A 20,255-nucleotide genomic window follows, 5' to 3' on the forward strand; every position below is an offset into this window, starting at 1 on the left:
GTCCGAGGTGCACGGCGTGCGGAGCGCAGCGTTCCTACGGGCACAGCAGCGACGGGGTGTCGACGTACGCGAGGCTCGACTCGCCCCCGGACATGCGGAGTTCCAGCCGGTAGCGCTGCGGCACACCGCGCGGCATGTCGGCGGGAACCACACCGGACCAGACCGCCAGGTCCGGTCGGGCGCTCTCCGGGACCTCCCCCACGTCCCCCGACTCCCCCTGCTCCGGGCCCAGGAACACGATGCGTCGGATCGCCACTGGCGTCTGCACGTCCAGCGGCACGGCCGACCACTGGACGACCTGGCCGGGGCGTACCACCGTGCACAGGTCGGGGGTGCCCTGCCCCTGGCTGTCGCACCCGCTGTCGTCCATCAGGCAGAGGTGGCCGCCGCGCAGGGTGCCCGTGGAGAGCGCCCCGACCACGTCCACGGCGACCGCGATGTTCACCTGCGGCTGGACGCGGGGCCTCACCGGGCGGTCCAGTCGGTCGTACGGTCGCGCACCAGCGGCACCTTGCCGACGGCGGTGTGCTCGATCTCCGGCGAGTCGCGGGGCACGAACCGCAGGTCGAAGCGGTATCCGCTCTTCGCGATCGACACCGGGTCGGCCTCCCACTGGTTGTACACGGACAGGGACAGCGGCAGGCTCTCGGCGAACGCGCGCTGCACGCCGTGCGCGCCCAGCGCCTCGTCCAGCCGGTAGGCGGCGCCGGGCACGTCGTCGACGGCGGCGAGCAGGGTGAGCAGCTTCGACTCGCGGTGGTTGACGAACTGCACGTCGTGCGCGGCCTCGTCGAGGTCCAGCACCCTCCCGGCCCGCAGCCGGTCGCGCAGTGCGGCGTAGGCGCGGGCGGCGGCGTACTGCGTGTCGCCCAGGTGCAGGACGTCACCGCTGCGGCCGGCGAACTCGAACCGCTGGGTGCGCAGGCCCGGTTCGTCGGTCCTGGGCCGGCGGATCATCCGGTCGCCGAGCTTGAGCCGCAGCAGCGGGGCCTCGTGGGCGTGCAGGCGGGTGACGACGAGTTCGCCCTCCGCCCCCTCCGGCACCCAGCGGCCGCTGTCGTCCACGATCTCCACCAGGTGCAGTCCGGGCACGGCCGCCAACCATGCTGAGGACTCGCTCAGTTGCAGGCCGATGGTCTCGGCCTGGGTGGCGGCGAAGTAGCTGAGGATGGACAGGTTCGGGTACATCGCCTTGAGTTCGGCGCGCTTGCGCCTGGCGAGCACCCCGCTGCCGTACATCGCCACCCGGAAGCTCTCCTTGGCCGGACGGCTCATGCCGGCGCCGAGTTCGGTGAGGATCGCGATGCCGGCGGTGATGCCCATCAGCGCCTTGGGGCCGGGGTAGGAGAACATCTGCTCGATGACGGCGGTGCCGACCGGGCCGGCGCCGATGTAGTTGACGCCCGGCACGCTCTGCAGGACACCGCCGACCATGGTGCCGCTGCTCCACATCTGGTAGTCGGCGAGCGTGGTGAACAGCCACTTCGGGTCGTCGCCGGTGAGGTGGGGGGCGAGCATGTGCCGGCCGATGAAGTCGCCGGCCAGCCGGTAGGTGTCCTGCAACTCCCGTAGCGAGTAGACCGTTTCGACCGGCAGGCCGCCGCTGGTGCCGCCGCTGGCGACGATCTCGAAGCCGCCGCGGGTCAGGGGCACGACCAGCCCGGGCCGTTCGCCCATGAACAACTCGCGCTGGGTGTCCTTGTCGGCGAGCGGTACCCGCTGCCACTCGTCGTACGTCGCCGGGGTGTCGGGCACTCCGGCCCCGGCCAGCCGCTCGCGCCACAGCGGGTTGAGCCGCACGGTGTGCACCATCTGCTGCAGCCGGCGGAGCACCAGCGTGTCCTGCACCTCGTGGTCCACCGCGCTGTACGGGGTGCCGAGCGTCTGCTCGCAGGCCCGCAACACGCTCAGGAAGGAGGGGAGTCGGGAGACCTGCTCGATGCTCGCCGGGCGGTGGTCGAGGTCGGGGATCAGCCGCCTCACCAGCTCGGTGCGGCCGGCCGCGGTGGTGTTCTCGGTCAGCATGCTCGCTCAACTCCCTGGCCGGCCGTCCGGATCTCCGCGAGCAGGGTCCGGAAGTGGTCGGCGGTGGTCCGGTGGTTCATCAGCACGACGCGCAGCGCGGCGGTCCCGTCGACGTCGACCTTCGAGATGAAGAAGTCGCCGCGGGCCTTGATCCGGTCCCTGATCGCGATCTGGTGGCGGTGCACGTGGTGCTCGGGCAGCCCGGGCGGGCGGTGCCGGAAGCACAGGATGTTCGCCTCCGGGTGGTGCAGCGCCTCGAAGTCCGGTGCGGCGCGGACCAGTTGGTACGCCCGCTCGGTGAGCCGGCACAGCTGCTCGATCCGCTCGGCGAACAGCGCCGGCCCGTAGACCGCCCACAGCACCCACAGCGGCATGATCATGGGGCGCTTGGTGCACTCCAGGTTCCGGTCGCCGCTGTCGAGCGCGGTGTAGAGGTCGGGCTCGTCGTCGAAGACGTAGCTGGCCTGCTGCCGGAAGGCGCCGGCGCCGGCGTCCTTGTCCCGGTGGAAGAGCAGGGTGCACGGCGCGGGCACGAACATCATCTTGTGCGCGTCCCAGGTGAGCGAGTCGGCCTTCTCGATGCCGCGCAGCCGGTGCCGCAGCCGGCCGGAGAGGAGCAGGCTCGCACCGTGGGCACCGTCGACGTGCAGCCACAAGCCCATCTCCCTTGCCAGGTCGCCGAGTTCGTCCAGCGGGTCGAACGCACCGAGCGCGGTGGTGCCGGCCGAGGCGACCAGGCAGAAGACGTCCAGGCCGCGGGCCTTGGCGGCGTCGAGCGTGGTGCGGGCCGCGTCGGGGTCGATCTGCTTGGCGGCGTTGAGCGGCAGCCGGACGATCTGGGACTCGCCGACGCCGATCACGCCGGCCGCCCGGGCCACGCTGTAGTGGGCGTCGGCGCCGATCGCGATCGCCGGCCGGGCCCCGCGCCCGCCGAACGCGGCGGCGCCGTCGGCCCAGAAGCCCGGGAAGGCGCGGTTGCGGGCGGCCAGCAGCGCGGTCAGGTTGGCCAGCGAACCGCCCGACGTGGTGGTCATGCAGAACCGCCCGGGGTCCCAGCCGATGTACGCGTTGAGCTCGGCGGCCATGATCTGCTCGGCCACTTTGGGCAGTTGGGCGGCCTCGTAGAACGACGAGGGCTGGTTGGCCACCGATCCGGCGAACTCCACGACGGCCGCGAGCGGCACCGAGCCGGTGAACTGCCGGCCCATCGCACCCGGCGAGTGCACCTGGATGCCGGTCTCCAGGTAGAGGTCGACGATCGCGGCCAGCCGGTCCCCGTCGAAGCCGGCGACCCGCTCGCGCTCCCGCGTCATCAGCGAGCGCGCGGTCTTGGCCAGCACCCGCGGGTCGGTCAGTCCGAGACCGCGCACGGAGTGGTCGCCGATGTGCCGGGCCAGCTGTCCGAGGGTGCGCTCGGCGGCCGTACGGAAGTGCGCGGGACCGAACGCGGCTGCCTCCGGTGGGCCTTGGGCAGGCTCGTCCGCGTCGCGCGACTCGGTGTACGGCTCGGCGTACGGCTCCGACTGCTGCGACGGAATGCGACCCGCGGCCCCTACCGCGGCCGCATGGGGCTCTACCATGCGTGGTCCCCCTCGATACAGCGTCCTGCTGCTCGGAGGATGGCAACGCCGTTCCGTGGACGTCTACGCGCTTCACTCACATAGGGTGCGAGATTCGCCCGTACGGCCCAATCCGGGCGCAGTTGCGCGCGGGTGTGCGAAGCGGACGCCCGCGAGGGGGTGGATGGGGACGCGGACCACGGCGACGGCGGCAGCGCGGACCCCGTGGGCACGGCGGCCGACGACGGCTGCGCGGGGAGGAACGGCTACGCGGGGAGGAACGGCCGGAGCATCCGCCGCAGGTCCGCCTCGCCGAGGATGTGCAACGCGCGGGCCGCGATCCTGCCTTGCGCGTCGATCACGACGGTGGCCGGCACGCTCTGCGGATTGACGCTGTTCCTGGGGAACTTCAGCACCTCCCGCCCGGACGGGTCGAACAGGCTCGGGTAGGGCAGGGCGAACCGCTTCGCGAAGGCCGCGGCGTTCGTCCGCGAGTAGTCGCGGGTGTCGATACCGAGGAACCGCACGCCCTGCGCGCGGGTGGACGCGGCGACCGCGGCCAGCCCGGGCGCTTCCGCGCGGCAGGGGCCGCAGTTGCTGGACCAGATGTTGATCACCACCACGTGGCCCTTGTACGCGGCGAGGCTGTCGCGGCCGCCGCTCAGCGTGCTGCCCGCCAGGTCGGGCGCCGCCACGCGCCGGGTGGCGGCGATCGGCGCGAGGTCGTCGGTGCCGGCCGACGTGGAACCGCCGCCGCCCCCGCACGCGGCGAGCAACGGGGCAACGGCCGACGCGACGAGCAGCGTTCGCGGGGTACGGCTCCACCGCACCCGGCCCGGCCGGCGCGGCGCTTCCCGACGGGGAATCCGGATCACGCCGCCCAGCCTCGCACAGGGTCCGAACTCCCCTTCATCCGGGCCGGGTTCGCACTCGCCTTCATCCGGGCCGGGTTCGAACTCGCCCTCGCCCGCGCCGGGTTCGGGTCGGCGCCTGATCCGCACGCACGCGCTCCGCGTGGCCCCACCACGCGACGCAGCGTGCGGCAGGGCGGTCACGGCAGCGTCAGCACCCGCGGGCCGGACGGGGTGACGGCGACGGTGTGTTCGATGTGCGCGGCACGGCTGCCGTCGGTGGTGCGCAGGGTCCATCCGTCGTCGGCGGTGAAGTAGGCGTTGCGCCCGCCGGACATCAGCATCGGCTCGATCGCCAGCGTGAGGCCGTGCCGCAGCGGGAAGCCGCGGCCGGGGCGGCCGCGCCCGGGCACGTGCGGGTCCTCGTGCATCCGCCGCCCGATGCCGTGGCCGCCGAAGTCCGGGGGCATGCCGCAGCCGGCCGCGTCGGCCACCTCGCCCACCGCGTACGAGATGTCGCCGATCCGGTTGCCGGCCACCGCGGCGGCGATCCCCGCGTCGAGCGCGCGCTGGGTGGCGTCGATCAGCGCGACGTCCTCGGGGCGGGGCGTGCCGACGATGAAGCTGATCGCGGCGTCGCCGGTCCAGCCGTCCAGTTCGGCGCCGCAGTCGATGCTGACCAGGTCGCCGTCGCGCAGCCGGTAGCCGTCCGGGATGCCGTGCGCCACGGCGTCGTTGACCGAGGCGCAGATCACCGCGGGGAACGGCACGGACGCGAACGACGGCCGGTACCCGAGGAACGGCGAGCTCGCGCCCGCTTCGGCCAGCACCGCGCGGGCCACCTCGTCCAGCTCGGTGAGCGATACGCCGACCGCCGCGGCCGACCGCGTGGCGCCGAGCGCGTCGGCCACCACCCGCCCGGCCTCGCGCATCGCGTCCAATGCCGCGTCCGTCTTGATCTCGACCATGGAACGCGCCTCCCCATTCTCATACCGGATAACTATCCCGGTATTAGTATCACGTCCATGGTGCGCAATCCCCTGACCCCCGAGGAGCGGGCCCGTGGCGAACGCCTCGGCGCCTTGCTCCGCGCAGCCCGCGGCGACCGGAGCATGACCGCCGTCGCGGCCGCGGCCGGCATCTCCGCGGAGACGCTGCGCAAGATCGAGACCGGCCGCGCCCCCACCCCGGCCTTCTTCACGATCACCGCCCTCGCCAACGCCCTCGGCCTGTCCGCCGACCGCCTGGCCGCCGAGTGCAGCCCACCGGAGCCCGAAGCCCTGACCGCCTAGCACCCGGCGCCTGACACCCGGTCTCCAGCACCCGGCACCCGGCACCCGGCGCCCCGCACCCCGGAACCCGGAACCCGGAACCCGTCCGACGCCACCACCGCGGCGAACCCGAGCCGGCCCGCGCACCCGGCCTCCATACAAACGTTTCACCCCGCGGCCCACCCACCCGCGGCCCGCCACCCCCGGACAGGCCGGCCCGACCCGCCCGCGCAGCCCGCCTCCAACCGCCTTCTCCCCCACCACCGTTGGCACAGATATGGGGCGCCGGACCCTGGACGCTCGCGCGGCACAGCACATAGTCTCGCGTCGTTCCGCCATTATGAATCGTTTCACACCTATCGTGGGAGCCGCGCACCCCTCCCGTGCGCGACCGTTCGAGACGCGAGGCGCCCGGCGCCCTTCGGGCGGAACTGTCATGTTCATGACCTGATGCGACAGGAGCCGACATGGACCGCCCGACCGATCCGACCCGCCCGACCCATCCGACCGATCCGGCCCGCCCGGCGGGCAACCCGGCGGCGCCCGCCCGCCGCACGGTGCTCAAGTCCCTGGGCGCCGCAGGTGCCGCCGCCGCGGCCGCCCCGCTGCTGCCCGCGACCGCCGCACACGCCGAGGGCGCCGCGGGAGCCGCCGCGCCGCTGCCGATCGACTGGCACGCCGCCGGCCGTGTGTCGAAGACCACGCCGACGCTCCAGGTCGTGGTGAACCCCAAGATCCGCCGGGAGTCGCCGATCCACGACAGCGTCTACCGCGCGCTGCGCAACCTCGACACCGACTACGTGCGCTTCGTGCCGTGGTTCCCCTACCCGAAGCTCGGGGTGGCCGAGCTGGAACCGCCGACCGACGGCCGTACCAGCTGGGACTTCTCGCTCATCGACCCGCTCGTCGAGGACTTCGAGAAGGCCACCCGCGGCAGATCGACGATCCTCAACTTCAGCACCATCCCGGAGTGGATGTGGCAGCCCACGCCGTGGACGCTGAAGGACGGTGCGCTGCACGTGGTCGGCGGCGACATCGGCATCGCCGCGAGCGGCACGGACTGGACCGACTACACCTTCGCCGTCGACGTCACCCCGCGGGCGACCGGCGTGCAGGACGGGTCCGACTACGCGCAGGCGGGCTGGACGGTCCGGATGCGGGACCCCGGCAACGGCTACGGGTTCCTGCTGTCGAACTACCCGTACAGCGCCCCGGCGCAGAGCGGCTACCTCGTCTTCGTGCCCTTCAAGGACGGCCAGTCGGGCCCCGTCCGGGCCACCGCGCTGCCGTTCGCGGTCGAGGACGGCCGGACCTACCAGGTGCGCACCACCGCCGCCGGCTCCACCCTGACCGTCAGCGTGGACGGCACGGACGTGCTGACCGTGCAGGACGACACCTTCGCCGCCGGAACGGTCGGGTTCCGCGAACACGGCTCGGAGTCGGCCGACTTCGACAACGTCGTCGTGACGTCGGCCGACGGGACGACGCTGCTCTCCGACGACTTCTCCGGCGACCTGTCCCGCTGGACGGCGCCCGTCGCCTACCCGGACGACCCGGACGCGCCGGACTTCGGCTACTCGCAGGGGCAGCGCCTGGCCGTGCCGGTCTCGGTCGTCGCCGACTACTACCGGCGGCTGGTCTCCTGGTACACCGCCGGCGGCTTCACCGACGAGTACGGCGCCTTCCACCGGTCGCCGTACCACTACCAACTGCCGTACTGGGAAGTGCTCAACGAGGTCGACTTCGAGCACGCGATGACCCCGCAGGAGTACACGGAGCTGTACGACGCGATCGTCACCGCGATCCACGAGGTGTCACCGCGCACCAAGTTCGTCGCGCTGGCGCTCGGCAACTCCGCCGGCTTCGACTTCTACCGCTACTTCCTGGACCGGGCCAACCACCGGCCGGGCGTCCCGCTCGACCTGATCAGCTACCACTTCTACGCCGTGCCCAACTCCGCCGACACCGCGGACGACTACGGGCCGGACGGCTTCGCGCAGGCGGACGGGTTCCTCGCGACCGTCGCCCAGGTCGAGCAGATCCGTACCTCGCTGGCACCCGATGTCCGCACCACCGTCGACGAGTTGGGCACGATCCTGCCCGACTCGGCCACCCAGTCCGACCCGGCGCCGATCCCCGACGCGTACTGGAACTTCTCCGGCGGGCTCTACGCCTACGTCTTCGCCCGGCTCGCGCTGATGGGCATCGACATCGTGGGCGAGAGCCAGTTGATGGGCTACCCGAGCCAGTACCCGTCGGTGTCGATGCTGGACTGGACGACCGGCGAGCCCAACGCGCGTTATCGCGTGCTGGAGTTGATCCTCGACGAGATCCGGCCCGGCAGCCGGCTGATCGAACTCCCCGACCAGCCCTCCGGCGACGTGTACGCCCTCGCGCTCGTCGACAGGGGCCGCCGCAAGGTGCTGCTGGTCAACAAGACCAACGCGCCGGTCACCGTCACGATCGACGGGCTGCGCGGCGCCCACGTCAGGGTGGTGGACCAGAAGTCGGCCGGCGGCGACATCCGCGGCGAGTGGAGCAGCGCCGACTCCTACCCGCTGGGCGGATACGCGGTCGCGGTGGCGACGCTCACGACGTGACCGGCTGACCGGCTGACCGGGGCCGACCGGTTGAGAGGGCCGTTACGCTCGGCCCAACCGACCTGTGGAGGCCCCGTGTCCGGGTACGTCACCGTGCAGACCACGACCGACAGCGCCGAACGCGCCGAGCAGCTGGCACGGGTGGCGGTCGAGGCCCGCGCCGCGGCCTGCGCGCAGATCGACGGGCCGATCCGCTCCGTCTACTGGTGGGAGGGCGAGGTCCGGGTCGAGCAGGAGTGGCGGGTGCTCCTCAAGACCCCGGCCGAGCGGTACGACACGCTCGAAGCGCTGCTCGAGTCCGCCCACACGTACGACACTCCGGAGATCATCGCGGTGCCGATCGAGCGCGGCAGCGCGCCGTACCTGGCCTGGCTCGACGCGGAGACGGCCGCGGGCTGACCGGCCACCGCCACCGCCCGCCGGCCCGCCCGTACGCTCCCGCGATCGATCGATCGATCGGGAGGTACGGGCGGGCCGGCGGGCGGATGGGCGGATGGGCCTACGGGCAGGCGTCCCTGCGGGCGTTACGCCGCCACCGGCTCCTCGGCGATCTGCTCGGCGCTGGGCGCCAGCCGCGGCGACAGCGCGGTGACCGCGATCGCCACCACCATGAAGGCGGCCGCGACCAGCAGTCCGCGGTGGAACCCGGCCACCAGCGCGTCGGACTGGGAACTGCCGTGCGCGAGGTCGGAGGTGGTCTTCGAGGTGGACAGCGTGGTGACGACGGCGAGCCCGAGTGCGCCGCCGACCTGGTTGAAGGCGGTGACGACACCGGAGGCGGCGCCGGCCTCGTGCGCGGAGACGTCGGCGACCGCGGCGATCTGCGAGGGTACCGCCACGGACGTGATGCCCGCGCCGAACAGCAGCAGGCCGGGCAGGAGTTGGCCGGCGTACGACCCGTCGGCGCCGGCCGCGGTGAGCAGCAGCAGCCCCACCGTGCTCATCATCGCGCCACCGATCTGCACCGGGCGGGTGCCGAACCGGGTGACCAGCGGGGTGGCCGCGACCGCGCCGAAGATCGCGGTGCCGCCCATCGGCAGGAACTCGACCCCCGCGTGCAGCGCGCTGCCGTGCCTGACCTGCTGGAGGAAGATCGCGGTGAGGAAGAACATCGACAGGAAGCCGGCCCCGTTGAGCGCGAGCGCGCCGCCGGCCGTGCTCAACGCGCGGGAGCGCAGCAGCCGCAGCGGCACGAGCGGCGCCGCCGCGCGGGACTCGACCACCAGGAAGCCCGCGAGCATGGCGACGCCTGCGACCAGGCAGCCGATCACCTCGAACGAGGACCAGCCGACCGGCTCGGCGCGCACCACGCCGTAGACGACCGCGAGCAGCCCGCCGGTGCCGAGCAGCGCGCCCGGCAGGTCGAACGAGCGCGCACCGGCGCGCCGTGGGAAGTGCCGTACGAACAGCGGCGCGGCGATCACCAGGCCGACCACGATCGGCACGTTGACGATGAAGACCCAGCGCCAGCTGAACGAGTCCACCAGCACGCCGCCCGCGACGACCCCGAGGGTGCCGCCGAGTCCGGCCAGGCCGCCCCAGATGCCCATCGCGATGTTGCGGCGGCGGCCGTGCTCGAAGGTGACGGTGAGGATGGACAGCGCGGCCGGCGAGAGCATCGCGCCACCCAGCCCCTGGACCGCGCGGGCGGCGATGAGCAGCCCGGGCGAGCCGGCCAGGCCGCCGGCCAGCGAGGTCACGCCGAACAGGACGAGCCCGGCGACGAAGATCCGGCGGGCGCCCAGCAGGTCGGCCGCGCGGCCGCCGAGCAGCAGGAATCCGCCGAACAGGAGGGTGTAGCCGCTGATCACCCATTGCAGGCCGTCGGTGCTGAAGCCGAGGTCGGACTGGATGTCGGGGAGCGCGACGTTCACGATCGTCACATCGAGCACCACGATGAACTGAGCGAGGGCCAGCACGGTGAGCGTGGCCCAGGGACTGCGTCGCATGGCGTCTCCGCAGGTAGCTGGTGGGAGCAGATCCGGGCAGGCCGGAACGAGCAGGTACGCCGAATGTGTACGGCGTATGCTTACGGAGTCACCATACATGAGACGTGTACGACGTATACCTAGTGACGTGTGCTGGCGCCGTGGCCGGGCGCGGACCGCGCGCGGGATCGACGGGTACGGACCCTGCGTACGATGTACACAACCGAGCTGATCGGAAGGCGAGAGATGGCCGCGCAGAAGCGACTCAACCGCGACGAGCTGATCGCGACGGCCTTGTCCCTGACCGACACGGAGGGCCTGGGCGCCGTCACGATCCGGCGGGTCGCCCAGCAGCACGACGTGACGCCGATGGCGCTCTACCGGCACTTCCCGGACAAGGAGGGCCTGCTCGACGCGGTCGCCGAGAGCCTGCTCGCCTCGGTCGAGATGCCCGAGCCGGACGACCGGCCCTGGTACGAGCAGCTGGAGGGCGTGCTGACCGCCGTGGTCAAGGCGCTGGTGCCGCATCCGAACGCCGCCGTGCTGCTGCTCACCCGGATCACCGGGAGCGAGCCGGGCCTGGACATCACCGAGCGGGTGCTCGCCCAGCTCGGCTCCGCCGGGATGGACGTCCAGCGGGGCGCGGACAGCTCCTGCCACGTCCTGGCGTCACTGATCACCCTGGTGATCGGCGAGCCCGGGCACGCCTCGGGCGACGCGGAGGAGCAGGAGGCCGCGGTCCGCGCCAAGCGGGCCCACCTGAACTCCCTCTCGCCGCGCCGCTATCCGCACGTGGTGGCCGCGGCCGGCCCGCTCGCCGATTGCGCGAGCGCCGAGTTGTACTACCGCCGCGGGATCGAGCTGATCGTCACCGGCCTGCGCGGCCTGCGGAGCGGGTCGCAGCCGGTGGCGGGATAGCCCCGACCCCGACCGCGACTCGACCGCGACCCCGACCGCTCCGGCTCTCCTACGGCCCGGCGTCCACGCCGGCGAGGTCCGGTCCGGGAGCCCGGTCCCGGGGTCCGATCCGGGAGCCCGGTGGGGCCGCAAGTGCTACCACGTCACCGAGGCCGGCCGAGCGGAACCGCGGGCGTGGCCGACCGAGTTCGAGCCGAGCCGCACCGTACGCGGCGAAGTCGCTCTCCGCGCCTTCCTGTTGTCCACCCCCGCCCCGGAGGACGCCGCCGGCCCGGCCCGGGCGGAGGAGCGGTGCCACCGCCAACGGGCCGAGGAGAGCGGCCGGTTGCGCGACCTGGCGACCGATCCCCGGCAGCTCCGGATTCGGCGCGTACGCGGCGGAACCGGGGGTACGCCTGTCCGCCGCCACCGCGAAATGGGCGCGGTGGGCCGCCGAACGCCTCGAAGCCGAGGCGAAGGACGCCGGCTCCAGCCGGCCCCGGACCCCGGACGGGAACGCGCACCCCTGCGCCCCAGACGGCGACACCCACCCCTCCTGACCCCGCGTCCGTCGCCCACGGTGAGCGGGCCCACGGCGACAGGCACGGAGAATTAACTCCAAGTACCTTCTGCGGCCAGATCTACGCGCGTATCTTGAGCGCGTTCGCGCGTGTCTCCTCCTCCCTCCCCGGGGGCGGTAGCGCCCGCGGCACCGTAAATCGCCCACCGCACAAAGGAGATCCCCTCCGGTGTCGCACTCCCCTGAGGGCGCCTCGCGCCCCGCGAGACCCGGTACGCCCGGGCAGGCCGCGCCTTCCGCGCAGGCCGCGTCCGCCACGCACCCGCCGCGCTCGGCCCTGCTGCGCAAGCGGGTCCTGCCGTTCGGCATAGCCGGCGCCGTCGTCCTGGCGGGCATCGGCGTCCACTCCGCTTTCGCCACGCCGTCCGCCGACGCCGTGATCGCCGAGGTGTACGGCGGTGGCGGCAACGCCGGTGCCACCTACACCAACGACTTCGTCGAACTGGCCAACTCCGGTGCCGCCACGCTGGATCTGAGCGACTACAGCATCCAGTACCTGTCGGGCGCGCCGACCGCGACCTCCAAGTGGCAGGCCACCCCGCTGACCGGGTCGCTGGCCGCGGGCGGCCGCTACCTGGTCGGCGAGGCCGCCGGCACCGGCGGCAGCACCGCGCTGCCGGCGCCGGACGCGACCGGGAACATCGCGATGTCCGGCACGTCCGGCACCATCGCCCTGGTGCAGGGCGCCGACCCGCTGACCTGCGTGACGGCGGCGGACTGCGCCGCGGACTCCCGGGTCAAGGACCTGGTCGGATACGGCACGGCCGTGGTGCACGAGGGCAGCGGCCCGGCGGCCGGCGCGAGCAACACCGCGTCGGTGGCGCGCAATGCCACGCTGACCGACACCGACGACAACGCGGCCGACTTCACCGCGGGCGACCCGACCCCGCAGAACGCCGCGGGCACCGGCGGCAGCGGCCCGACCTCGCCGCCCACCACCCCGCCCACCACGCCGCCGACGTCACCGCCGGCCACGGTGAAGATCCACGACATCCAGGGCGACACCCGGGTGTCGCCGTACGAGGGCAAGGCGATCAGCGGCGCGACCGGCATCGTCACCGGCGTGCGCGCCTACGGTTCGTCGCAGGGCTTCTGGTTCCAGGACCCGCACCCGGACAACGACCCGCGCACCAGCGAGGGAATCTACGTCTACACCAGCTCCACTCCCACGGTCTCGGTCGGCGACAGCGTCTCCGTCGCCGGTACGGTCTCGGACTACTACCCGGGCGGAACCACCGCCGGAGGCCAGGCCGTCACGGAGATCACCAAGCCCACGGTGACCAAGATCTCCAGCGGCAACCCGGTGCCCGCCCCCGTGGTCCTCGACGACAAGAAGGTGCCCGACTCCTTCGCGCCCAGCGCGGGCGGCGGTTCCATCGAGAGCTTCCCCCTGCGCCCGTCCGAATACGCGCTCGATTTGTACGCTTCCCTCGAAGGGATGAACGTCCAGATCGGCGACAGCCGGGTGGTCGGCGCCACCGACCCGTACTCCGAGCTGTGGGTCACGGTGAAGCCGAAGCAGAACCCGACCAAGCGCGGCGGCACCCTCTACAAGGGCTACGACGACCCCAACTCCGGCCGGCTGATGGTGCAGTCGCTCATCCCGACCTCCACCTCCGCGTTCCCGACCGCGAACGTCGGCGACACGCTGAAGGGCACCACCACCGGCCCGCTGGACTACAACCAGTTCGGCGGCACGTACGCGCTCCAGGCACGCACCCTCGGCACCGTCAAGAGCGGCGGCATCAAGCCCGAGGTCACCGCGAAGGCGTCGTCGGACCAGGCCACCGTCGCCACGTACAACGTGGAGAACCTGGCGCCCGACAACCCGCAGTCGAAGTTCGACGCGCTGGCCAAGGGCCTGGTCACCAACCTGCGTTCGCCCGACGTGGTGGCGCTCGAGGAGATCCAGGACAACGACGGCGCGAAGGACGACGGCGTGGTGGCCGCCGACCAGACGCTGACGAAGCTCACCGCCGCGATCGCCGCGGCCGGCGGCCCGCACTACCAGTGGCGCGGCATCGACCCGGTCAACGACAAGGACGGCGGCGAGCCCGGCGGCAACATCCGCCAGGTGTTCCTCTTCAACCCGGCCCGGGTCGGCTTCGTCGACCACGCCGGCGGCGACTCGACCACCGCGGTCGGCATCACCGGCAAGGGCGACAAGACCGAACTCACCGCCTCCCCCGGCCGGATCGCGCCGAACGACCCCGCGTGGAACAGCAGCCGCAAGCCGCTCGCGGGCGAGTTCACCTTCCGCGGCAAGAAGCTGTTCGTGATCGCGAACCACTTCGACAGCAAGGGCGGCGACCAGGGCGTCGACAGCCGCTTCCAGCCGCCGGTGCGCAGCTCCGAGGTGCAGCGGGTGCGCCAGGCGATCCTCGAGCACGACTTCGTGGAGCAGTTGGAGGCCGCCGACCCGAAGGCCGACGTCGTCGTCCTCGGCGACCTCAACGACTACCAGTTCTCGCCCGCGGTGTACGCCCTCACCGGCAACGGCAAGGCGCTGACCGACCTGGTCAACACCCTCCCGGTCGCGGAGCGTTACTCCTACGTCTACGAGGGCAACTCCCAGGTGCTCGACCACATCCTGGTCAGCCCGAACCTCGGCAAGCACGTGGACTACGACGTGGTCCACATCAACTCCGAGTTCGCCGACCAGACGAGTGACCACGACCCGCAGGTCATCCGCCTCAAGCCGTAACTCGTACGGCGTAACGCCTAGCACGCAGCACGCCGCGGGCAACGCCCATGAGGGGCGGGCCTGTTGACGGGTGGCGGCGGTCACGGAAGTGGCCGCCGCCACCTGTTCGTCGCACCCCGCGCGCGCGACTGCCGTACCCGGCGCCCGCCGCCCGCCGCCCGCGCGGCGAACCTCAGCGGTGGCCCAGCACGTTGACCACCCGTCCGCTGGGGTCGCGGACGAAGAAGCGCCGCACACCCCACTCCTCGTCCTGCAGCGGGTGGACGATCTCGGCGCCGCTCTCCCGCATGAGCGCGTAGGCCGCGTCCACGTCGCTCACCTCGACGCTCAGGTCAGGGGTGACGGGCGCGGTCCTGTCCTCGCTCATGATGCTGATCTGCGCGGCCGGGCTGGACGGGGAGGCGAGCGTCATGATCCAGCCGTGGTTCATGACCTCCTCGAAGCCCAGCAGCCCGTAGAACTCCCGGCTCTCCCCCGCGGCTTCGGACTGGATGTTGGGCACGACCCGGCGAACGGTCATCGACGACTCCAAGTACGGACGGACGGACGTGTTTGCGTGCCTCCAGGAGTACTACGGCGCGCTGACCGACGCACGTTCACCGGCGCGCTCGGACGCGTCGACAGGGCAGACTGGTCGCCGCACCGGCGTCCCCCGGCGCGTCGCCCGGCGCGTCCCCCGGCACCGTACGAAAGCGGACCAGATGACCACACCGACCGATCGCGTCGACCACGAACTGATCCGGGCGGCGGCCGATGTCGCGGCCACGGCCTGCCGGGGCGACAACCACACCATGGCGGCCGCGGCCCGCGCGCGGGACGGCCGCGTCGTCACCGCGGTGAACGTCTACCACTTCACCGGCGGCCCCTGCGCGGAACTGGTCGCGCTCGGCACGGCAGCAACGCAGGGCATCGACGACCTGGTCACCATCGTCGCCGTGGGCGACCGCGAGCGCGGCGTCGTGCCCCCGTGCGGCCGCTGCCGACAGGTCCTCCTCGACTACTTCCCCGCCCTGACCGTCATCGTCGGCGCCGGCGACCAGCTCCGCGCCGTCCCGATCACCGCGCTGCTCCCCGAGAGCTACGTCTGGGCCGACCACCAACTCGACGCCGAATGACGGGGGTTGCCCTCCACCGATGGCGCGCGACGACGAGAAGCCCCGACGGCCGCGCCCCCTCCGGCGCCATCGCCACCGCGGGCGGCCCCTGGCTGACCCTGCACGAACCCGGCACGGACCGGGCCTTCCCGGACGAGGCCACGGCCCGCGGCTGGGACCCGGCCACCCCGGCCACCCCGGCCACCCCGGCCGCCGAACAGCTCGACGGCCGGCCCCCGTACGGGACCCTCACCGACCCGAGCCGCCCGCCGACCCTCAGCCGAACCCCCGCCGCACCCGTACGACCGGCTCCCTGACGTCCACCGGGTGGTGCGCCTCTCCCGCCGCCCGGGCTCAGGCGGGGCGTTTGGCGACGACGACCACCCCGGGGCCGACCTGCTCGTCGGCGGGGAGCCGGAGTTCGGCGACGAGGCTCAGGCCGGCCCGTTCGATCAGGTCCACGAGTTCTTCCGGCCGCCACTTGTGCGTGGTCCACCGAACGGACACGCCGCCGTACGCCTCGGTGCGCACCGCGTCCTCGTCGCCGACGTGGGTCGCGGTGATGAAGTGCCCGCCGGGCTTCAGGGCGCGCGCGAACATGGCGAGCACCTGCGGAAGGACGTCGCGCGGGAGGTTGAACAGCGACCACCATCCGAGCACGCCGCCGAGTGACCCTTCCGCGAGGTCGAGTTCGGTGGCGGAGGCGACGTCGAAGCGGCACTCCGGGTGCAGCCGGCGGGCGTTCTCGATCATGCGGGGCGAGAGATCGACGCCGGACGCGTCCAGGCCGCGCTCGACGAGGTAGGCGGTCACCGTTCCGGGGCCGCAGCCGACGTCGAGTACCGGGCCGAGGTCGCTCACGGTGTCGGCGAAGGCGTCCATGGTCGCCTTGAGCCAGGGCTGGAGACGGATGTCGCCGAGCCCCGTCGTCGCCACCATGTGAACGTAGTTGTCCGCCACCCGGTCATAGGACTCGCGAACCTTGTCGAGGTCGGCCGGGCGGTCAACGGAGTGTGCACGCATCGGCCCACCATAGGACGACGGCCCTGGGGACGGCAGGACAACAGGCGATCGGTGCACGGGGAACGCGGAATCCGCTGCGCCCGCACCACATCGGGCGCAACGGCAACGGCGGCCACGGCCACCACGGCCGCCACGGCGCGGAAACCGGTGGCCCCGCGGACTGCGGCCATGCACACTGACCCGGTGATCGACTCCCAGCCGCCTGCCGCCGCGCTCACCTGGGCGGCGGAAGTCGCCGGACCCGAAGCCTCCGCGCACACCGTACGGCGACTGCTCGGGGGCACCCACGCCGCCACGCACCTGCTGGAGACCGTGGACCCGGCGCACGAGATGATCCTGCACCGCTACCCGCCCGGCGACCGCGCCGCCGCTCGGGCGGCCGTCGTCCTTGCGGCGCTCGACGGGCTGGGCGGCTGGGCGCCTCGGCTGCTCGGCGCCGACCCCGAAGGAGAGCGGTTCGGCGAGCCCGCGACCTTGATCACCCGTCTCCCGGGCCGCTCGGACATCACACCGGCGTCCCCCGAGGTGGCGGCGGTCCAACTGGGCCGCACCCTGGCCCGGCTCCACGAGGTCCCGCTCCACGGGCTCACCGGACTTCGCGACGGAATGGCGACCATCAAGGACGCCGCCTCCGCCCATGCCGCCGCCTCCTCCGACCCGGGCACCGGCACCGCTCCCGCTCCCGCCTCGGCGATCCTGGCCTCCCACGGCCACCGCCTCACCGAGGAAGCACCGGTCCTGACGCACTACGACTACTGGTCGGGCAACGTCCTGTGGCAGGGGGACCGGCTCACCGGCGTCATCGACTGGTCCGGCGCCTCGCTGGCACCGCGCGGCTTCGACGTGAGCTGGTGCAGGCTCGACCTCGTCCTGCTGCACGGCCCGGCCGCGGCCGAGACGTTCCTGGCCGCGTACGAGGAGGCGGCCGGCCAGAACCTGCCCGCCATGGTGCTGTGGGACCTGTTCGCCCTCACCAACTCGCTTCACTCCGTGGAGACTTGGTACCCGAACTACCAGGATCTCGGGCGCACCGACCTCACCCCGGCAGAGCTCCGCACGCGCCACACCGCGTGGACCGACGACCGCCTCGCGCACTACCGCGCGCTCCGGTCCTCCGGGCGGATCTGAGCGCGCCACCCACCGCCCGCCACGCGCCGCCCGCAACCCACCACCGGCAACGCGGCACCGCACCAGTCGCGTACGGCGACCGGCATCCCCAACGGACCACCTACCGGCCCGCGTTACGCCCCCGCACACCCCGAGCACCTCCGCGCGCCCTCCCGCGCGCCCGCCGAACGGATCACTGTGGGACAGGAGTTGCGCAGGGTTTGTGTGGGGCGGGTTGACTCCCAGGAAGCGGGGCACTAGACCACTGTCTGACCGAGAGAGCGCTCTCACTGGCGTAGCGACCCTGTACACGGACCCCACCCGGGCAGGAGAGATGCATGGCAGCCGTATGCGCGTCGTGAACTCAGCGCTCGCTCATGGCACTTGCGCGCCCACGGGCGCAACCCCCCACAGATTCCGATCGGGACAGGAGATCGCATGTCCAGCGGACAGGTACCAGAGCAGGAAAAGGCGCAGGGCGGGCCAGGCCGCGCGGCGCGGCGCACCCGGAGGCCGAAGGGACGGTTGGCGCTGACCGCGCTGGCCGTGGCCGCGCTGAGCCTGGCCGGGATGACCGCGGCCACGGGCACCGGAAGCGCGGCCGCCCCGACCGCGGCCACCGTCGCACCGAACGACGTGCCCGCGCCGCCTGCCGGCTTCACCACCACCTGGAGCGACGACTTCAACGGCGCCGCGAACACCGGTGTGCCGTCGTCGGATTGGAAGTACGACACCGGGCCGGGCAGCAGCTTCGGCACCGGTGAGATCGAGACGATGACCAACAGCACCTCGAACGTCTACGAGGACGGCAACGGCCACCTGGTGCTGAAGGCGCTGCACGACGGGTCGGACCCGGGCTCGGGCTGGACGTCGGGCCGGATCGAGACGCAGAGCGACAGCTTCGGCGCGCCCGCCGGCGGCGTGGTGATGATGCAGTCCTCGATCCAGCAGCCGGACCTGACCACGGCCAACGGCGCGGGCTACTGGCCCGCGTTCTGGATGCTCGGCTCGACGCTGCGCACCGGCACCACCTGGCCGACCTCGGGCGAGGTGGACATCCTGGAGGACATCAACGCCCGCAGCTCGGTGTTCGGCACGCTGCACTGCGGCACCAACCCGGGCGGCCCGTGCAACGAGTCGACCGGCATCGGCTCCGGCGAGCACGCCTGTTCCGGCTGCCAGACCGGCTACCACACGTACGCGGTGCAGATCGACCGCTCGGTGTCGCCCGAGCAGATCCGCTGGTACCTGGACGGGCAGAACTACTTCACCGTCAACTCCACGCAGGTGGACGCCACCACGTGGGCGAACGCCGTGGACCACCCGTTCTTCATCATCTACGACCTGGCGATGGGCGGCGGCTTCCCCGACGCGTTCGGCGGCGGCCCCAACTCCTCGACGGTCTCCGGCGGTCAGATGAACGTCGACTACGTCGCGGTCTACAACAAGGCGCCGTAGCCGCTCGAGCGTCGCACCGCACCACTCCACGCACCGCGGCACCCCATGAACGGCGGGTGGGCCGGACTCCACGTCCGGCCCACCCGCCGCGTCCGTGCACCCCGGATCGCCGTACGGCGAGGCGGCCCGGCGTGCCGTGCTCAGGTCCTCACACGGTCAGGACGATCTTCCCGGTCGCGTGGCCCGTCTCGCTCTCCCGCTGCGCGTCGGCCGCCTCGGCGAGCGGATAGGCGCGATGCACGGCGAGGTGGAGCTTTCCGGCGGCGAGCAGGGCGAGCGCCTCCTCGAAGGCGGGCCGGCTGCGGTCGGATTCGCCGCCGCCGGAGAACGCGATCCCGGTCTCCTTCGCGGCCACGGCGTTGGCGACGGTGATGACGCGTTCGCTGCCGCCGGTCAGTTCGACGGAGTCCGCGAGCGCCTGCGGCTGACCGGAGAGGTCGAACGCGGCGTCGACCCCGTCGGGAGCGAGGGCCCGTACCCGCTCGACGAGGCCGTCGCCGTAGCGGACCGGCACGGCGCCGAGCGCGCGCAGGCGCTCGTGGTTGGCGTCGCTCGCGGTGCCGATCACCTTCACGCCGCGCGCGACCGCGAACTGGACGGCGACGGTGCCGACCCCGCCGGCGGCGCCGTGCACGAGCAGCGTCTCGCCGGGCCGCAAGGCGAGCGGCTCCAGCGCGCGGTAGGTGGTCTCGGTGGCGACCGGGAGCGCCGCGGCGGCGGCCCAGTCGAGGCTGTCCGGCTTCGGTGCCAGGCGGTCGGCGGGCGCGAGTGCCTGTTCGGCATACGAACCGGTGACAGTCTGGCCGAAGACCTCGTCGCCGACGGCGAACCCGGTGACGCCGGGGCCGACCGCCTCGACCACACCCGACGCCTCGACGCCGGGCACGTGCGGGAAGGAGGTCGGGAAGACCTGCTGCATGGCGCCGGAACGGATCTTGCTGTCGACCGGGTTGACGCCCGCGGCGCGCACGGCGATCCGCACCTGCCCGGCGCCCGGCTCGGGCAGGTCGACGTCAAGGGTGTGCAGCACGTCAGGGGTGCCGAACTCGGTGAAGGCGATGGCCTTGGTCATGGCGTGTCCCGCTCCCTGGTTCGTGAGACCGGCATGACTCCGCCCACCACCGCTGGGAATGGGCCACGCGATGGTGAGCTCGGCGG

At 72.7% G+C, this 20,255-nt stretch carries 18 protein-coding genes; 9 read left to right on the forward strand and 9 right to left on the reverse strand.

All coding sequences use genetic code 11. The features are described 5' to 3' along the window. Positions 1-34 precede the first annotated feature (34 nt). From ACIPAE_RS20085 to map, 5 genes are all read right to left on the reverse strand, one after another. Positions 35-469 (reverse strand): hypothetical protein, encoded by a 435-nt coding sequence (locus ACIPAE_RS20085; protein ID WP_402446796.1) that lies wholly within the window; start codon positions 467-469, stop codon positions 35-37. Then, positions 466-2,025, reverse strand: coding sequence for a hypothetical protein (locus ACIPAE_RS20090; RefSeq protein ID WP_402446798.1), 1,560 nt, complete (start codon positions 2,023-2,025; stop codon positions 466-468). Before ACIPAE_RS20090 ends, ACIPAE_RS20085 begins: the two co-directional genes overlap by 4 nt. After that, positions 2,019-3,605, reverse strand: coding sequence for a pyridoxal phosphate-dependent decarboxylase family protein (locus tag ACIPAE_RS20095; RefSeq protein WP_402446800.1), 1,587 nt, complete (start codon positions 3,603-3,605; stop codon positions 2,019-2,021). The genes ACIPAE_RS20090 and ACIPAE_RS20095 overlap by 7 nt, the downstream gene beginning before the upstream one ends. Before the next feature lie 245 nt (positions 3,606-3,850). Then, the gene (locus ACIPAE_RS20100; RefSeq protein ID WP_366411936.1) at positions 3,851-4,459 is read right to left on the reverse strand and encodes a TlpA disulfide reductase family protein; all 609 of its coding nucleotides are present in this window, start codon (positions 4,457-4,459) and stop codon (positions 3,851-3,853) included. A gap of 176 nt (positions 4,460-4,635) precedes the next feature. Beyond that, the gene (gene map / locus ACIPAE_RS20105; protein ID WP_366411937.1) at positions 4,636-5,403 is read right to left on the reverse strand and encodes a type I methionyl aminopeptidase; all 768 of its coding nucleotides are present in this window, start codon (positions 5,401-5,403) and stop codon (positions 4,636-4,638) included. 57 nt (positions 5,404-5,460) lie between these two features. Between map and ACIPAE_RS20110 the strand changes: the two genes are divergently transcribed. The 3 genes from ACIPAE_RS20110 (at position 5,461) to cutA (ending at position 8,705) form a co-directional block, all read left to right on the forward strand. Next, complete coding sequence (locus ACIPAE_RS20110; RefSeq protein ID WP_328469754.1) at positions 5,461-5,727, forward strand: helix-turn-helix transcriptional regulator; 267 nt, start codon at positions 5,461-5,463, stop codon at positions 5,725-5,727. 446 nt (positions 5,728-6,173) lie between these two features. Then, positions 6,174-8,306, forward strand: a complete 2,133-nt coding sequence (locus tag ACIPAE_RS20115; RefSeq protein WP_402446805.1) for a hypothetical protein — start codon at positions 6,174-6,176, stop codon at positions 8,304-8,306. 75 nt (positions 8,307-8,381) lie between these two features. Next, positions 8,382-8,705: a divalent-cation tolerance protein CutA gene (cutA, locus tag ACIPAE_RS20120; protein ID WP_402446808.1), complete on the forward strand. Its 324-nt coding sequence runs from the start codon at positions 8,382-8,384 to the stop codon at positions 8,703-8,705. Positions 8,706-8,830: 125 nt separating this feature from the next. On the opposite strand, the gene ACIPAE_RS20125 is transcribed toward cutA, so the two are convergent. Beyond that, positions 8,831-10,255: an MFS transporter gene (locus ACIPAE_RS20125; protein WP_366411940.1), complete on the reverse strand. Its 1,425-nt coding sequence runs from the start codon at positions 10,253-10,255 to the stop codon at positions 8,831-8,833. A gap of 192 nt (positions 10,256-10,447) precedes the next feature. Between ACIPAE_RS20125 and ACIPAE_RS20130 the strand changes: the two genes are divergently transcribed. Next, complete coding sequence (locus tag ACIPAE_RS20130) at positions 10,448-11,152, forward strand: TetR/AcrR family transcriptional regulator (protein WP_329364428.1); 705 nt, start codon at positions 10,448-10,450, stop codon at positions 11,150-11,152. 836 nt (positions 11,153-11,988) lie between these two features. Next, entirely contained in the window at positions 11,989-14,415 is a 2,427-nt protein-coding gene (locus tag ACIPAE_RS20135; RefSeq protein ID WP_402446923.1) for an endonuclease/exonuclease/phosphatase family protein, read from the forward strand. Positions 14,416-14,587: 172 nt separating this feature from the next. On the opposite strand, the gene ACIPAE_RS20140 is transcribed toward ACIPAE_RS20135, so the two are convergent. Continuing rightward, entirely contained in the window at positions 14,588-14,935 is a 348-nt protein-coding gene (locus ACIPAE_RS20140; RefSeq protein WP_328469742.1) for a VOC family protein, read from the reverse strand. A 181-nt stretch (positions 14,936-15,116) separates the two neighbouring features. Between ACIPAE_RS20140 and ACIPAE_RS20145 the strand changes: the two genes are divergently transcribed. Both ACIPAE_RS20145 and ACIPAE_RS20150 read left to right on the forward strand, forming a co-directional pair. Further along, positions 15,117-15,530 carry a cytidine deaminase family protein gene (locus ACIPAE_RS20145; protein WP_402446812.1) on the forward strand — a complete coding sequence of 138 codons (414 nt, stop codon included), beginning with the start codon at positions 15,117-15,119 and terminating at the stop codon, positions 15,528-15,530. After that, positions 15,527-15,826 carry a hypothetical protein gene (locus ACIPAE_RS20150; protein WP_402446815.1) on the forward strand — a complete coding sequence of 100 codons (300 nt, stop codon included), beginning with the start codon at positions 15,527-15,529 and terminating at the stop codon, positions 15,824-15,826. The genes ACIPAE_RS20145 and ACIPAE_RS20150 overlap by 4 nt, the downstream gene beginning before the upstream one ends. Before the next feature lie 37 nt (positions 15,827-15,863). On the opposite strand, the gene ACIPAE_RS20155 is transcribed toward ACIPAE_RS20150, so the two are convergent. Continuing rightward, the gene (locus ACIPAE_RS20155; RefSeq protein WP_366411943.1) at positions 15,864-16,532 is read right to left on the reverse strand and encodes a methyltransferase domain-containing protein; all 669 of its coding nucleotides are present in this window, start codon (positions 16,530-16,532) and stop codon (positions 15,864-15,866) included. 168 nt (positions 16,533-16,700) lie between these two features. Between ACIPAE_RS20155 and ACIPAE_RS20160 the strand changes: the two genes are divergently transcribed. Together ACIPAE_RS20160 and ACIPAE_RS20165 are read left to right on the forward strand one after the other, a co-directional pair. Then, complete coding sequence (locus ACIPAE_RS20160) at positions 16,701-17,660, forward strand: phosphotransferase family protein (protein WP_402446818.1); 960 nt, start codon at positions 16,701-16,703, stop codon at positions 17,658-17,660. 417 nt (positions 17,661-18,077) lie between these two features. Next, positions 18,078-19,097, forward strand: coding sequence for a glycoside hydrolase family 16 protein (locus ACIPAE_RS20165; protein ID WP_402446821.1), 1,020 nt, complete (start codon positions 18,078-18,080; stop codon positions 19,095-19,097). Between the two features lie 148 nt (positions 19,098-19,245). Here the strand turns inward: ACIPAE_RS20165 and ACIPAE_RS20170 are convergent, their stop codons facing one another. Beyond that, positions 19,246-20,169: an NADP-dependent oxidoreductase gene (locus ACIPAE_RS20170; RefSeq protein WP_329364440.1), complete on the reverse strand. Its 924-nt coding sequence runs from the start codon at positions 20,167-20,169 to the stop codon at positions 19,246-19,248. Positions 20,170-20,255: the final 86 nt, after the last annotated feature.

The organism is Streptomyces sp. NPDC087270 (genome assembly GCF_044744625.1).
In the GTDB taxonomy this organism is placed as follows: Bacteria; Actinomycetota; Actinomycetes; order Streptomycetales; family Streptomycetaceae; genus Actinacidiphila.